Raw genomic sequence first — 14,508 nt, 5'->3', positions numbered from 1 at the left:
CCAATTGTTTTTAGTTATTTTGCATTTCTTATGCAATTTCAAAACCGCGCAATATTATCACTGGGCAGCAACATGGGCAACAGGCAGGATAACCTCGAAGGCTGTATAAGCTATATAAATAACCGTATCGCTACTGTGGTAAGCGTTTCGGATATCTATGAAACCCCTGCATGGGGCTTTAGCGGCGAAGACTTTTATAATTGCTGCATTATTGTCCACACCCAAAAAATGGCTGAAGACTTACTCGCATCATTACTTGAAGCAGAAAATAATGCGGGCCGTGTGCGGCAGGAGGGAGAGGGGTATTCTTCGCGTACTATTGATATTGATATAATTGCTTTTAACGATGATGTGCTTAAGCTCGAAACATTACAGGTGCCACACCCGCGGATGCACGAGCGTAATTTTGTGATCTATCCGTTAAGAGATGTTGCGCCGCTGTGGGAACACCCTGTATCGGGTTTAACAATAACGCAGCTAATAGCCGCATCAACTGACGAAAGCCCTATAAAAAAAGTTGGCTCTTTAGCGCTTCCGCTGAAGAAATACAGCCTTTCTGCCATGAACTACCTCGCTATAGAGGGCAACATAGGCGCAGGCAAAACAACCCTTTCGGGCAAAATAGCAGAAGACTTTAATGCAAAGCTGGTATTAGAACGTTTTGCTGATAACCCTTTCCTACCCAAATTTTATAAAGACCAGCCACGCTATGCCTTTTCTTTGGAAATGGCCTTCCTGGCCGACCGCTACCATCAGTTATCAGATGATTTGGCTCAGTTTGACCTTTTCAGGGATTTTATCGTAGCCGATTACCATATTTTTAAGTCGCTCATTTTCTCTAAAGTTACCCTTAACGAAGATGAGTACCGCCTGTACCGCAAGCTGTTTGATATTATTTATAAAGAAATGCCAAAGCCCGACCTGTATGTGTACCTGTACCACAATACCGAAAGGCTGTTGCAGCACATTAAAAAAAGAGGACGCAGCTATGAACAGGACATCCAGCCCGAGTATCTGGAAAAAATAAACAGGGGTTACCTTGATTATATAAAATCGCAACCGGGGCTGAATGTTTTATTGATAGATGTTTCTGACCGTGATTTTGTAAATGATCAGGAAGATTATATCTGGATACTCGATAAGATACAAGAACAACTCGGTTAGCAATGGAACGCTATAAATACATCCTTTTTGATTTTGACGGAACTGTTGCCGACAGTAAACCGGTCGTGCTTTCTGTTTATAATGAACTTGCGGCACGCAGGGGTTACACCAAAATAGAAGCGTATAACATTGATAAGCTGCGAAGCCTCAGCATAAAAAGCCGTTGCCGCGAGCTTAATGTACCGTTGTATAAAATACCTTTTATTGCGGCCTATGTTATAAAGCAGTATGGCAAGTCGCTTCACCAGCTTACCTTTAATCCCGGTGTTGAAGATTTATTAGGGAATCTGACTAAAGAGGGAATATCCTATGCGATACTCTCAACTAACGCAGTGCGAAATATCAGCGGATTTTTTCAATTACAAAACCTGTCCTGTCCTGAAATATACACCAGCAGTAAGGTTTTTGGTAAGCACCGGTTGATGAAAAAATTCCTGAAGCAGAAAAAATTTCAACCTAACGAGGTACTGTATGTAGGTGATGAGCTGCGCGATATTATTGCCTGCCGTAAATGCGGCATACCTGTAGCATGGGCAGCATGGGGCTATGATGCGCCGGAAGCATTAACAGCAAACCCACCGGACTATGTGCTTAACAATCCTGAAGACCTCCTTCAAATCATCTGAAAAACTATCTTACAAGGCTTACATGCCCCCTTATTTCAGGCGAGAACCTGTCGAGCTGTATTATATACCAGTAATCTGTTGCGGGTAATTTGTTGCCGTTAAACGTGCCATCCCAAAATCGGTTACTGCGGTTAAGCCTTGTTATCAGTTTGCCGTAGCGGTCAAAAACCGTAACGGTGGCATCAGGGTAATTTTCCATACCTGCTATGCTGAAAACATCATTTACCGAATCGTTATTTGGTGTAAAAAACGGCTGTACCAGCAACACGGTAAAGTTGCGTGTGTCAACGCCGCAGCCGTTAAGCGAGCGCGCAAATGCTATGTAAGTGCCCTGCCTTAGCCCCCTGAAAACCGGAGAAGCCTGATAGTCAATCCCGTCTAAAGAATATTCATAAGCCTGGCTGTTGTCCTGCATTATAATGGTGGCATCATCTATATTATTTACCTGTACGGTAATAATTTGCGGTGCGGTAAGTGTGGTTGCCGTAAATGTTTGAGTGTCGGTACATCCGTTAGTATTAGTAAGTGTAACGGTATAAACACCTGCTTCGGTTATATCAATACTCGAAGTAGTTTCCCCGGTAGACCATAAGTAGTTTACAGGTTCTGTAATTTCTGCATCAAGTTGATAGCTGCTGTTTTCGCAAAAAGTAACATTTTCATCAGGTAGTGCTTCGGGTAGCGGAACAACAGTTACACTTACTGCCTGTCGTGTTAATGAAGTACAGCCGTTGCTTTCTGCTTCAGCATAATAAACAGTATCTTCTGTAAGCAATGGTGTAGTAAAAAATTCACCTGTACCCACAGGTGTTCCGCCTGTTGTTTCGGTGTACCAGTTAATTGTACCCGCCGATGGCGTAGCTTCTAACTGTGCGCTGCTGCCGGTACAGGCCGTAGCATCACTTTCTGCTGATACCGTAGGCCTTTGTGCCACCACAACCGAAACGGGTGTACGGGTGTCGCTCACGCACCCTTCGGGAGATACTGCCTCTGCATAAAAAACAGTGTCAGTATTTAAAAACGGTGTGGTATAGCTATTTCCTGTTGCAAGCTGGTTTCCGCCTGTTTCGGAATCATACCAGTTTACGATTGCATTGGGGTTATCAGTAGTTACTTCAAGTGTGGCGCTGCCTTCTTCACATATATAAAATATAGGTTGTGTAGCGCTTATAACAACATTTGGGTTAATGGTTATGGTAACAGGTGTGCGTGTAGGTGATACACAACCCTCCGGGGTTACCGCTTCTGCATAAAAAATAGTTGTCTGGTTAACCTGCGGACTGGTAATAATTGTGCCTTCGCCAATAAGCATACCTCCGGAGTCGGCAGTAAACCACCTGATGGTGCCGCTGCTGGCAGTAGCGGTAAGGCTTGCTGTGCCGGGCCCGCACAAAACAGGGCTATTGTTTGATGTTACCGATGGCAACGGGCTTACTGTTACCGTTACAGGAGTCCGCTGTGCCGACACACAGCCGTTTGTTGTAACGGCTTCGGCATAAAATGTTGTTGTAGCGCTTAAAGTTGGGCTTGTAATGCTGTTGCCCGTGCCAATAGCAGTGCCGCCTGTAGCGGTGTTATACCAGCTTACAGTACCTGCAGATGGTGTAGCCTGCAATTGTGCAGTACCGCTTCCGCAGATAGCCTGTGGTGTGTTTGCTGTTAATGTCGGCAATGGGTTAATGGTAGCTATAACCGCAGTGCGTGGCCCTGTAGCGCAATCGGCGCCGTAAGAAGAGGCGTAGTAGGTAGTGCTGCTTGTTATGGCAGGTGTTGTAAAGCTTGAGCCTGTAGAAACGGGTGTTCCGCCAGTAGCGCTCGTGTACCAGCGTACAATTCCACCCGAAACGGTTGCCTGTAGCGTTACAGGGCCACTGCCGCAGGCCTGTCCCGGTGTTGTGCCTGTAATGGCTACTACCTGCATGGTTGTTGTTGCCGAAATTTGCAGTGGCTGGTCGCCGGGCATGCCGCCATACTCTACGATATAGCCCTGTGGCACATAAGGCCCGCTACTGCCGTTTACCGGCAGGTCATTCCACGAACCGGGTATGCCTACACCCGGTGCAGTTATATGCGCATAATCTTCATCGCCTGCATTGTTGGGTTCGCCTGTATTCCAAAAAGCATAATTAGGCGTACTGCCGTTAATGCCACCATTCCAGAATACAGTTCCCGCCTCTGGGCCGGTAACCCAACGCCATACTCCCTCCGTTTGAGAATCGGTGCCGCCTATCCAGCCTGTGCCAAGTGCCTGCTCACCTATAAGCTGTGCTTCGTCTGCCGATAGTATTGTGGCAAGATAACCCTGCCAGCCATAATACGTGCTCGCTTCGGCAGCATCCCTTGCGGCATTCCAGTTAATACCCTGGCTGGGCACATATAAGTAATAATGACCGGTAGATTCAAGGTAGTTGGCCTGGCCCACGGTTATTGAAAAGGTTCGCGTTCCGGTGGTGGGGTTAGTCGCGGTATTGGTATAAATAACATTCTGAACCGCGTTTATCAGATCGGCATATAAAACGTCCTGACCGTTGGTTGCCGAAATGGTGAGCTTACCTTCGGCTGCGCTCCATGAAGCGGTAAGTCCCGGCAGTGTCCCATTTAGTGAAAGCACGTCTTCAGTATTCTGGTAGCCAGAGGAAATCTGGATATAAATAGCCTCAAGCCCTGTATCGTCAGGATCGGTAATATTAAATGCGGTGGTTATAAAATTAGTGCTTCCGGGGCAGTACACTTGGTTGCCTGTAGCTGTAAGCACAGGAGGCTGGTTATTTTGTGCCATTGCAGTAAATGGCAAAAGCAATATGGTTATTAATCCTGCAAAAAGCAGCTTTAAACGAAAAGGAGTATTATCAGGGTAAATAAAGTTCATTTTATAAAAATAGCAAGTTAAGGCTGCATATCAGCCTGTGTATAGTTTTTTTGAAAGATATCCCATACAACTATGCCTGCACTAACCGAAATGTTGAGGGAATGTTTAGTGCCAAGCTGGGGTATTTCTATCGCTCCGTTGCAAAGCTGTATAGCTTCCTGCCGTACTCCTTTTACTTCGTTGCCGAATATAACAGCATATTTCCTGTTGCTTTTCGGTACAAATCCATTAAGGTAAACTGCGCTATCCACCTGCTCTATAGCCCATACCTCGGTGCCGTTATCGCGGAGTTCCTTTATCAGTTCCACCACATCGTTGCGGTATTCCCAGGCAACCGTTTCGGTAGCACCAAGAGCTGTTTTATTAATTTCTTTATTGGGCGGTGTGGCGCTTATGCCGCACAGGTAAATCTTTTCTACCAGAAAGGCATCGGCGGTACGGAACACAGAGCCGATGTTATGCAGGCTGCGTATGTCATCCAGTATAATGATGAGCGGTGTTTTTTCGGCCTGCTTAAAATCTTCAATGCTTTTTCTTCCCAGTTCGCTGTTTTCCAGTTTTCTCATTTATAAATTGCATAAAAAGCAAATGTAAGCATTATTGCTGTTTACTTATCCACCACTTACCAACATAGCTGTTTAGTTTTTGGTATTTTGATTAAATTCGCCTTTTGGTTAATTAAAAAGCAGATACCCTTGGCAACTAAAGATAAAAGCGCAAAAGAAACCCCTTTAATGAAGCAGTACAACAGCATTAAGGCTAAATATCCTGATGCCTGCCTGTTGTTTCGCGTGGGCGATTTTTATGAAACTTTTGGTGAAGATGCCATAAGGGCGGCGGGCATACTGGGCATAGTGCTTACCAAACGCGGCAACGGCAGCGAAACCGAAACAGCGCTTGCGGGGTTTCCGCACCACTCGCTCAATACCTATTTGCCAAAGCTGGTAAAGGCAGGGCTTCGTGTTGCCATTTGCGACCAGCTTGAAGACCCTAAAATGACCAAGACCATTGTTAAGCGAGGAGTAACCGAACTGGTAACGCCTGGTGTATCGCTTAATGATGAGGTACTACAATCCAAATCAAATAACTTCCTCGCTTCGGTATATTTCGGGCGTAAAACTTTAGGAATTTCTTTCCTGGATGTTTCTACCGGCGAGTTTTTAACGGCACAGGGGAATGAAGAGTATATCGACAAACTGCTGCAAAACTTCAGCCCAAGCGAAGTACTGGTGCCAAAAGCCGAAAAGAACAACTTCCGTGACACCTTTGGCGATGACTACCACGTCTTTTACCTTGAGGACTGGGTATATAAAGAAGATTATGCTTTTGAAAGCCTTACCACCCATTTCGGGACCAATTCGCTTAAAGGCTTTGGTGTAGATGAGCTGCCTGAAGGCGTGATAGCTTCGGGAGCCGTGCTTTATTATCTTGGCGAAACCCAGCATAACAAAGTGCAGCATATAACTGCCATTCAGCGCATAGCGGAAGACGCCTATGTCTGGATGGACCGTTTTACCATTCGCAACCTGGAGCTGTACCAAAGCAATAACCCTAATGCCGTAACCCTGCTGGATGTTATAGACCGTACGCTTTCGCCTATGGGCGGCAGGCTCTTAAAGCGCTGGCTGGCGCTTCCGCTTAAGGATGCACATAAAATACGTTCGCGCCACCAGGTAGTATCGTATTTAGCAGAAAATAAAAATGTGCTGCAAAAAATACAGCAGCAGGTAAAGCAGATTAGCGACCTTGAGCGGCTTATCTCTAAAATCGCGACTGGTAAGGTTAGCCCGCGTGAGGTTATTTACCTAAAAGATTCGCTTGATGCCATTGTGCCTGTTAAGCACCTGGCACTTGAGAGTAAGAACGATGCATTGAAAGCTATAGGCGACAGCCTGCACAGCTGCGACCTGCTCCGTGAAAAAATTAAGGAAACGCTTAACGCCGATGCGCCCGTAAGCATAGCAAAAGGCAATGCCATTGCCAAAGGCATAAGCGAGGAGCTTGACGAACTGCGCCGTATAGCTTATAGCGGGAAAGAATTTCTTGATGGTATAGAAAAGAGGGAGGCAGAGCGCACAGGTATTACATCGCTTAAAATAGCGTTTAATAATGTGTTTGGCTATTATATAGAAGTGCGCAATACGCATAAAGATAAAGTGCCTGCGGAGTGGATTCGTAAACAGACTCTTGTAAACGCCGAGCGTTACATTACGGAAGAGCTGAAGGAGTATGAAACAAAAATACTGGGTGCCGAAGAAAAGATACAGCAGATAGAAACACGCCTGTTTGAACAGCTCGTAGTTTGGATTGGCACTTATATTAAGCCTGTTCAGCTTAATGCGGGGCTAATTGCGCAGGTGGACTGCCTGGCATCTTTTGCGCAACTGGCGCTGGATAATAAATACATCTGTCCCGAAATTGATGACAGTTTTGAGCTTGATATTAAAGATGGGCGACACCCCGTGATAGAAAAGCAACTGCCCGTTGGCACGCCCTACATAACCAACGATGTATACCTGGACAGGGAGCAGCAGCAAATTATTATGATAACCGGTCCCAACATGTCAGGTAAATCGGCAATATTAAGGCAAACGGCGCTTATTGTACTGCTCGCACAGATGGGCAGCTTTGTGCCTGCCGGTAGCGTGCGCATGGGCGTGGTAGATAAAATCTTTACCAGGGTAGGGGCAAGCGACAATATTTCTATGGGCGAATCTACTTTTATGGTAGAAATGAATGAAACAGCCAGTATTCTTAACAACATATCCGACCGCAGCCTGATATTGCTTGACGAGATTGGGCGGGGCACCAGCACGTATGACGGTATATCTATAGCCTGGGCCATTGCCGAGTTCCTGCACGAGCACCCGGCACAGCCCAAAACGCTTTTTGCCACGCATTACCACGAGCTCAACGATATGCAGGATATATTTGCCCGCATCCAGAATTATAATGTTTCTGTAAAAGAATTAAAGGATACGGTGCTGTTTATACGCAAACTTGTAAAAGGCGGCTCTGCGCACAGTTTTGGTATTCATGTAGCCAAGATGGCGGGTATGCCGCAAACCGTTGTTCAGAAAGCCCAGAAAATGCTTAAAAAGCTGGAGAAAGACCACAGCGGCGAAGCGCTTGCCAATATAAAAACATCGGCTAAAGAAGAAATGCAGCTTAGCTTTTTTAATCTTGACGACCCGTTACTGGAAGAAATTAAAGAGGAGATAATCAATATTGATATTAACACCCTTACCCCTGTAGAGGCTTTAATGAAGCTGAATGAGATTAAGCGGATGCTGGCGCGGTAGGCAGGGTTATACGGGCGAAAAAAAAGTTTATTTTTAAGGATAACGTTATCAATTGGTTATGTTTTTTGGTGAATTTTTTTTCAAAAAACACTTGCAAAAATAAAATTATGTGCTACATTTGCACTCGCAATACTGAACCAAACAGCGGTAATTGATATAATGCGAAAATAGCTCAGTTGGTAGAGCGCCACCTTGCCAAGGTGGAGGTCGCGGGTTCGAATCCCGTTTTTCGCTCAACACTACCTAATTAAGCTCGAGTGGTGGAATTGGTAGACACGCTGGACTTAAAATCCAGTGGGCAGTAATGCCCGTGCGGGTTCAAGTCCCGCCTTGAGTACACAATACAAGCTCCGGTATATAACCGGAGCTTTTTTTATGCTTTAATATCTGTGTCAAATATTAAATTATACTCTTTACCTGCTTAACAATTTAAACCCAATCTCCCTGCCTTGCCCCTGAAACATGGCAAGGTTAATCCAGAACCAGGCAAATTGTTCCATAAGGAGGAATTTATCGTTTCCGCCAACATCATAGCATTTGCCAAACCCGGCATCAATGGCTAACTGTGTTGCCGCTTCTTTGCCCTTAGTGCTGTTGCCGCAAACAAACATGTCAATCTGCATTTCATCATAAACAGTATCGGCCATATTATTATAGCCTGTAGTGTTAAAGCACTTAACAACATCTTTTGTTTGTGTGTTCGCTAATATAGCATCTGATGTATTGGTAAACCCTTCCGGGCCTTTGTTCATAATGATGTTCATGGCATCTATAATTATTTTACCGGTGGTGTCGCCCAGTGCCTTAACAGCTTCTATGGTGTTAACAGCGGGTACTGCCAGTAAAATTATATCCGATTTTTGTACTGCTTCGTCAATGCTTAGTGCCTTAATATTTTCATGAGCTACTATCGCGTTTCCTTTAAAACCTCCTATATCCCTTACACCTAAATAAATTGTGTGGCCTTTGCCTGCCCATTTTTTTGCCAGAGCACCGCCAACGTTTCCTGCTCCTATTACTGCTATATTCATCTGTAAATTATTTTATTGATTTAATGATAGTAACAAACTCATCCGGCTTTACAACGAATGGAAGGTGCGATGTGTTCATCATAAATGTCTCTTTAATACCGCCATTGTCTTTTACCATTTGTTGTTGCAGGGCATAGCCTACTGCTTTGTCATTAGTAGTATGGATATAGTATTTGGGTATGCTGCCGAATTTCGCTTTTGTGAGTGTTACTTTGTCTCCTAAAGGTTTAACGGGTTCTTCTTTATGGTATTTAACCAGTATGTCTTTCATGTAATCAGGGCAGTCGGCACAAACAGCAGGTGCTATAACATCTTTTTTAATGGTTGCAGCGGTATAACCGGTATTGAATTGCAGCGCATTGCCCACAAGGCTTTGCTTGTCTCTTTTGGATAATGATAGAATGTCTTCTCTGTTTTTTGGGAGATAGGCCGACACATAGATAAGTTTATCGATTTTATCAGGCATATTTTCTGCCACCTGAGATATGATTATGCCCGCCATGCTGTGCCCGACAAGTATTACTTTGCCCTTATAGTTCCTGATGCGGTTTTCTACTGTCTCAACATAATCTGATAACGATACTTTAGCTGCATCTGTTAAATCAATGCCGTGCGCGGGCAGGTTTATAACTTCTACATTTGCATTAACGGCCAGGCTATTGCGCACAAAGCCCCATGCGCTTTCATCGGCCCATGCGCCATGCACAAGTACATACGTTGGATAATTCTGTTTCTGTTTTTCCAGCTCATCAATAACCAAGGTAGCTGCTGCCGCACCACTATTTTGCTGCTGGCCTGTTATAAGGTTGCCGTCCTTTACGGCAAAGGCTTCAAAAGGATGCCCTGTAACAAATGTAGTATTGGGTATTTTTTTAGCCTCATCCTCTATCCGGAATGGCTGTATTTTCATCCCTACGTAGTTGTCGGCATATTGTTCTTCGCTGCTTGCAAAACCTGTCCACTTTTTGCCTTCTACCAATAATCTGCCGTTGCTGCCTTTGGTGGTGAGCAAAATACAGGTGCCATGGCATATAGCCGCAGATGGCTTTCCTGTTTCGTAAAAGTCAGAGAAAAACCTTTCTATTTCTTTGTTTTTGTACATGGTGTACATAGGCCCCTGCCCGCCACATACAAATATTGCTTTATAATCGTGAGGATTAACAGCAGATAATTTTAATGAATTTTTGATGAGTGCCGCCTTATTTGGATCTTTTTTAAAACCGAGTGATATATAATCAAAAGCGGCATACCCGCTTTCGTCTTCAGGATCTGAAAAAGAGTCAAACTTAATTTCGCCGCCATCTAAACTTGCAATATCTACAGCGTAGCCATTTTCTGAAAATATCCAGTACGGATGGGTTAATTCGGAATACCATACGCCTATAGGCCAGTTAGTTTGTTTGCTCACGGCCGGGTTGCTTACTATCATTAGTATTTTTCCTTTAGTGCCTGCATTGTGCTGCGAAAATGAAGGTAAGGAAGACAACAGTAAAACCAGGATTACAATTAATTTGTTCATGTTTGTATTATTTTATTTTCAATACAAATTTTACTATTTTATTTTTCAGGTGTATTTTGCTTACCTAAAAGTATAATACATACCTTTAGGTTAGTATTAGTAAAACGTGATGACTGCAAATGCCTGATTTTATTTATAAAGGGAAAGTATACTATAACCCGGTACAGTTTGTAATGGAGATGATTGGGGGTACATGGAAAGCCCCTATATTATGGCGTTTACGAAATGAGGTAAAGCGCTACGGAGAACTGCGCAAAGACATTCCCCATATATCAGACAAAATGCTTACTACCCAGTTGCGGCAGCTTGAGGCTGACGGGCTTATATCAAGAAAGGTATATGCGGTTGTGCCCCCTAAAACTGAATATGCTTTAACTATGAAAGGCAAGAGGCTGATGGTAATTATTGAGCAGATAAGGGAATACGGGCTGGAACTTATAGATGAGGAAAAAAAGAATAATGAGATAAAATAAAAAAGCCCCGCAATGCGGAGCTTCTGATACTTTAATTTTTCTCTTAGTGAGAATGTCCTTCGTGGTCGTGGCCTTCTTCAGTATGCATAGTGTCCGCTTCAACCGGGGCAACCTCTTCAGCAGGAGTAACTTCTTCAGTTACACGAGCCTCAACTTCTACGTTAGTTTCTTCTACCGGAGCCTCTTCAGCTTTCTCTTTGCATGATACAAAAGATACACTCATCATAGCGATAAGGGCCATGCTTAAAACAACTTTTTTCATCTTACTAAATTATAAAGGTTAATTATTAATTCGGAGTAAAGATATAAACTTTTTGTAATCTTGTATGTTTATGATTATCAATAAATAAAAAAGCCCCGCAATGCGGAGCTTTTAATGCTTTTAAACTGTTTCTCTTAGTGAGCAGCTTCTTCAGTAGCAGCAGCAGTAGTGTCAACAGCCATAGTGTCAGCTTCAACTGGAGCAACTTCTTCAGTTACAGGAGCCTCAACTTCTACGTTAGTTTCTTCTACAGGAGCCTCTTCAGCTTTCTCTTTGCATGATACGAAAGATACACTCATCATAGCGATTAGAGCCATGCTTAAAACAACTTTTTTCATCTTACTAAATTATAAAGGTTAATTATTAATTCGGAGCAAAGATATAAATTTTTTAATTCCGCAAAATATTTACACAGTTTTTTTTTAAAAATATGCTTATGCTGAAATTCAGAGGTTTACGTGCTTAAATTTCGGTATTTTCCTATTTTTTTTGTATAAAGATTATTGTCGGTATTTATAAATCTTCCCAAAAGATAGCTGTAAGGGTAAAAGTGCTGTTGTGCACTATCGTAAAACGACCTTATTTTTTCTTTACATCTACCAGTTTCATCTCTTCAATAAGCCTTTTTGCACCCGCATATTTATCTACCACAAACAATACATAGCGTATATCTACCATTATGTTACGGCAAATTAAAGGATCATAATAAATGTCGCTCATGGTACCTTCCCAAACACGGTCGAAGTTAAGGCCTATAAGGTTGCCTTTTGCATCTATGGCAGGGCTGCCGCTGTTACCGCCTGTGGTGTGGTTAGTGCCTATAAAGCATACCGGCATCTTGCCGTTTTCACCATACGGGCCATAATCTTTCTTGTTGTATAGCTCTATCAGCTTTTGCGGTACGTCAAACTCATAATCGCCGGGCACATATTTTTCTATAACCCCGTCAAGATAGGTTACAGGCTCATAGTAAACGGCATCCCTCGGCTCATAGCCTTTCACTTTACCATAGGTAACACGCAGGGTACTGTTGGCATCAGGAAAGATGCGGGCATCTTTAGGGCTCAGTTCCAGTATGCCTTTCATATAGGTGCGCTGCAATGCTGCTATTTCAAGGTTAAGCTCTTCATATTTGGGGTTTACGTTCTCTATAAAAGCGGTAGCCATAGCTTTTACCAGGCTGTAGCCCTTATCGTTGTTCAGTTTTTCCATTACCTGCTTGGCATCGCCCTGAAGCAGTTCCTTTACGCCATTGTAGCTTGTAAGCTTCGACTGGCTGTATATCTCCTGCGTTAGCGCTTTATAGTCTTTATTCTTTAATACATCCGGTAAAAACTGCTTCGGCGATTTGGTAGCATACAGCTCTATCAGTTGCTCGAATATTTTCTCGTCAACCACCTTGCTGAAATCTTTGTAAGTACCCTCAAGCGAAGCAACGGTATTGTTCCTGCGGTCGTTAAAGGACTGTTCGCCACGTGCATTATACACCTGCTCAAGCTGGTACAACCTGTAGCCTACGGTAAGCAGCTCTGTATTGCGCAACGCTACCTCTATAAAATAATCGCGGCTTAGCTGGTAAGGCTCAATTTCTGAGTACAGCCTTGCAAAATCGTTGAACAGGTTTCCATATTCGGCAGTCTTGCCTGCCTTTGCAGCCCTTGCCAAAAAGTCTTTCTCAAAAGCTCTTTTAACGGCAACGGCATTGGTTTGCTTTAGCCCCTGCGTTTCGCCTATCCATTTTTTCCAGTAGTTGGCTATACTGGCATATTTGCTGGCATACTGAATTTTTATCTGCTTGTCTTTGCGCATGTAGCTGTCGGCAACCTTAAGGGCTGCATCGCGCACTTCTATCTTGGCAGGGTTAAGCACGTTTACAATCTGCTCTACGGCAACGGCAGGCAGGTATTCCTGCGTGCGGCCCGGGTAACCGAATACCAGCGTAAAATCGTCTTCTTTAACACCGCCAAGCGAAATAGGGAAGTAGTGCTTAGGTGTATAAGGTACGTTGTCTTTGCTGTACTCGGCAGGGCGGTTGTCTTTACCGGCATAGATGCGGAACAGCGAAAAATCGCCGGTGTGGCGCGGCCAAACCCAGTTATCGGTATCTGAACCGAACTTACCTATTGATGAAGGCGGTGCACCTACCAGGCGGATGTCTTTAAACGTTTCGGTTACAAAGCGCATATACTGGTTGCCCTCATAGAACGTGCGGATCATGTTTTCCTGCCACGATTCTTTCGGCAGAGAATTGGTGAGCTTTGATATGTTTTCCTGGATTTTCTTTTGCTTTTCTTCTTCGCTTTTCAGCAGGCTTACGCCCTCCAGTACCTGGTTGGTAACATCTTCTATCTTTACGATAAAGGTTACTTCCATACCGGGGTTAGGCAGTTCTTCTTCCATGCTCATGGCCCAAAAACCGTCAGCCAGGTAGTCGTGCTGTACGGTCGAGTGGCTTTGTATGGCATCATACCCGCAATGGTGGTTGGTAAGCAGCAGCCCCTTTGGCGAAATTACCTCGCTGGTGCAGCCGCCATCAAAATGCGGAACGGCATCTTTTAAGGATGAGTTGTTTACATCATAAATATCGGAAGCCGACATTTTCATGCCCAGGCTTTTCATTTCTTTTTCGTTCATGCCCTTTAGCAGCGAGGGTATCCACATGCCGCCCTGCTGGGCAACGGCAGGAAGCGTTAGCAGCAATAATGCCAGTAATCGTAATATTCTCATAGTTTGATTAAAAATTATTGGTGCAAGATAGGGATTTTTGCGGTGGGGATAAAACAGGTAGTTTTGCGCAGAATAATAATAGTAAAATTAAATATATTTGATTAATAAAAAAAGGCCGGATGGATTACTTAAATGCTGAAATTTTTTTGCCTGTTAAACTAAATTCAAAATCTTTTGAATTTAAATTATACCCCTTTGAATATTTGGATGGTAGAAAACCACGTCTTCCAAGGAAGTCCTCTAAAGGCTATAACTTGATATCAGATACAAATTTTTGTTTGGCAAAAGTTTTCTCTACTATTAATTCTCTAGCGACAAAAAATAGATTTAAGGTGCAAATTATTGTTTATAATGGGAGCGATAGGTTAGGTAAAGCTGACCTAGACAATTATTGCAAGATAATTTTAGATGGTATTACACATACTGGAAAAGTGTGGCAAGATGATAGACAGGTAGATGAATTATTAATTAAAAGAATTAATATAAATGAACCTAGATCCTCAATTTTGATAAAAATATTTCAAAGCTAATAAAT

At 43.5% G+C, this 14,508-nt stretch carries 12 protein-coding genes and 2 tRNA genes; 7 read left to right on the top strand and 7 right to left on the bottom strand.

The annotated features are described in order from the left end of the window. The first annotated feature begins 30 nt into the window (after positions 1 to 30). Both folK and Q0K96_RS04100 read left to right on the top strand, forming a co-directional pair. Entirely contained in the window at positions 31 to 1,164 is a 1,134-nt protein-coding gene (folK, locus tag Q0K96_RS04105; RefSeq protein ID WP_297332738.1) for a 2-amino-4-hydroxy-6-hydroxymethyldihydropteridine diphosphokinase, read from the top strand. A gap of 2 nt (positions 1,165 to 1,166) precedes the next feature. Then, positions 1,167 to 1,790: an HAD hydrolase-like protein gene (locus tag Q0K96_RS04100; protein WP_297332737.1), complete on the top strand. Its 624-nt coding sequence runs from the start codon at positions 1,167 to 1,169 to the stop codon at positions 1,788 to 1,790. 4 nt (positions 1,791 to 1,794) lie between these two features. On the opposite strand, the gene Q0K96_RS04095 is transcribed toward Q0K96_RS04100, so the two are convergent. After that, the gene (locus Q0K96_RS04095) at positions 1,795 to 4,659 is read right to left on the bottom strand and encodes a T9SS type B sorting domain-containing protein (protein ID WP_297332736.1); all 2,865 of its coding nucleotides are present in this window, start codon (positions 4,657 to 4,659) and stop codon (positions 1,795 to 1,797) included. A 17-nt stretch (positions 4,660 to 4,676) separates the two neighbouring features. Then, positions 4,677 to 5,225, bottom strand: coding sequence for an RNA methyltransferase (locus tag Q0K96_RS04090; protein ID WP_297332735.1), 549 nt, complete (start codon positions 5,223 to 5,225; stop codon positions 4,677 to 4,679). A 129-nt stretch (positions 5,226 to 5,354) separates the two neighbouring features. Between Q0K96_RS04090 and mutS the strand changes: the two genes are divergently transcribed. The 3 genes from mutS (at position 5,355) to Q0K96_RS04075 (ending at position 8,298) form a co-directional block, all read left to right on the top strand. Beyond that, positions 5,355 to 7,961 (top strand): DNA mismatch repair protein MutS, encoded by a 2,607-nt coding sequence (gene mutS, locus Q0K96_RS04085; RefSeq protein WP_297332734.1) that lies wholly within the window; start codon positions 5,355 to 5,357, stop codon positions 7,959 to 7,961. A gap of 161 nt (positions 7,962 to 8,122) precedes the next feature. Then, positions 8,123 to 8,195: transfer RNA gene (locus Q0K96_RS04080), tRNA-Gly, on the top strand. Between the two features lie 17 nt (positions 8,196 to 8,212). Continuing rightward, a tRNA-Leu gene (locus Q0K96_RS04075) sits at positions 8,213 to 8,298 on the top strand. A gap of 76 nt (positions 8,299 to 8,374) precedes the next feature. On the opposite strand, the gene Q0K96_RS04070 is transcribed toward Q0K96_RS04075, so the two are convergent. Both Q0K96_RS04070 and Q0K96_RS04065 read right to left on the bottom strand, forming a co-directional pair. After that, entirely contained in the window at positions 8,375 to 8,992 is a 618-nt protein-coding gene (locus Q0K96_RS04070) for an NAD(P)-binding domain-containing protein (RefSeq protein ID WP_297332733.1), read from the bottom strand. Positions 8,993 to 8,999: 7 nt separating this feature from the next. Then, entirely contained in the window at positions 9,000 to 10,511 is a 1,512-nt protein-coding gene (locus tag Q0K96_RS04065; protein WP_297332732.1) for an alpha/beta fold hydrolase, read from the bottom strand. 119 nt (positions 10,512 to 10,630) lie between these two features. Between Q0K96_RS04065 and Q0K96_RS04060 the strand changes: the two genes are divergently transcribed. Then, positions 10,631 to 10,984: a helix-turn-helix domain-containing protein gene (locus Q0K96_RS04060; RefSeq protein ID WP_297332731.1), complete on the top strand. Its 354-nt coding sequence runs from the start codon at positions 10,631 to 10,633 to the stop codon at positions 10,982 to 10,984. A 43-nt stretch (positions 10,985 to 11,027) separates the two neighbouring features. On the opposite strand, the gene Q0K96_RS04055 is transcribed toward Q0K96_RS04060, so the two are convergent. The 3 genes from Q0K96_RS04055 to Q0K96_RS04045 form a co-directional block, all read right to left on the bottom strand. After that, complete coding sequence (locus Q0K96_RS04055) at positions 11,028 to 11,246, bottom strand: hypothetical protein (RefSeq protein WP_297332730.1); 219 nt, start codon at positions 11,244 to 11,246, stop codon at positions 11,028 to 11,030. A 134-nt stretch (positions 11,247 to 11,380) separates the two neighbouring features. Continuing rightward, entirely contained in the window at positions 11,381 to 11,563 is a 183-nt protein-coding gene (locus tag Q0K96_RS04050; protein ID WP_297332729.1) for a hypothetical protein, read from the bottom strand. 262 nt (positions 11,564 to 11,825) lie between these two features. After that, the gene (locus Q0K96_RS04045) at positions 11,826 to 13,973 is read right to left on the bottom strand and encodes a S46 family peptidase (protein ID WP_297332728.1); all 2,148 of its coding nucleotides are present in this window, start codon (positions 13,971 to 13,973) and stop codon (positions 11,826 to 11,828) included. A 119-nt stretch (positions 13,974 to 14,092) separates the two neighbouring features. Here Q0K96_RS04045 and Q0K96_RS04040 point away from each other — a divergent pair, with 119 nt between their 5' ends. Beyond that, positions 14,093 to 14,503, top strand: a complete 411-nt coding sequence (locus Q0K96_RS04040; RefSeq protein ID WP_297332727.1) for a RusA family crossover junction endodeoxyribonuclease — start codon at positions 14,093 to 14,095, stop codon at positions 14,501 to 14,503. Positions 14,504 to 14,508: the final 5 nt, after the last annotated feature.

It is taken from the genome of Flavobacterium sp. (assembly GCF_024305175.1).
In the GTDB taxonomy this organism is placed as follows: Bacteria; Bacteroidota; Bacteroidia; order Flavobacteriales; family Flavobacteriaceae; genus Flavobacterium.
This window is presented reverse-complemented; position numbering and strand designations above follow the sequence as displayed.

Coding starts and splice junctions, on each gene's coding strand:
- folK (WP_297332738.1), top strand. CDS start 31: ATGCAATTTCAAAACCGCGCAATATTATCACTGGGCAGCAACATGGGC.
- Q0K96_RS04100 (WP_297332737.1), top strand. CDS start 1,167: ATGGAACGCTATAAATACATCCTTTTTGATTTTGACGGAACTGTTGCC.
- Q0K96_RS04095 (WP_297332736.1), bottom strand. CDS start 4,659: ATGAACTTTATTTACCCTGATAATACTCCTTTTCGTTTAAAGCTGCTT.
- Q0K96_RS04090 (WP_297332735.1), bottom strand. CDS start 5,225: ATGAGAAAACTGGAAAACAGCGAACTGGGAAGAAAAAGCATTGAAGAT.
- Q0K96_RS04070 (WP_297332733.1), bottom strand. CDS start 8,992: ATGAATATAGCAGTAATAGGAGCAGGAAACGTTGGCGGTGCTCTGGCA.
- Q0K96_RS04065 (WP_297332732.1), bottom strand. CDS start 10,511: ATGAACAAATTAATTGTAATCCTGGTTTTACTGTTGTCTTCCTTACCT.
- Q0K96_RS04060 (WP_297332731.1), top strand. CDS start 10,631: ATGCCTGATTTTATTTATAAAGGGAAAGTATACTATAACCCGGTACAG.
- Q0K96_RS04055 (WP_297332730.1), bottom strand. CDS start 11,246: ATGAAAAAAGTTGTTTTAAGCATGGCCCTTATCGCTATGATGAGTGTA.
- Q0K96_RS04050 (WP_297332729.1), bottom strand. CDS start 11,563: ATGGCTCTAATCGCTATGATGAGTGTATCTTTCGTATCATGCAAAGAG.
- Q0K96_RS04045 (WP_297332728.1), bottom strand. CDS start 13,973: ATGAGAATATTACGATTACTGGCATTATTGCTGCTAACGCTTCCTGCC.
- Q0K96_RS04040 (WP_297332727.1), top strand. CDS start 14,093: ATGGATTACTTAAATGCTGAAATTTTTTTGCCTGTTAAACTAAATTCA.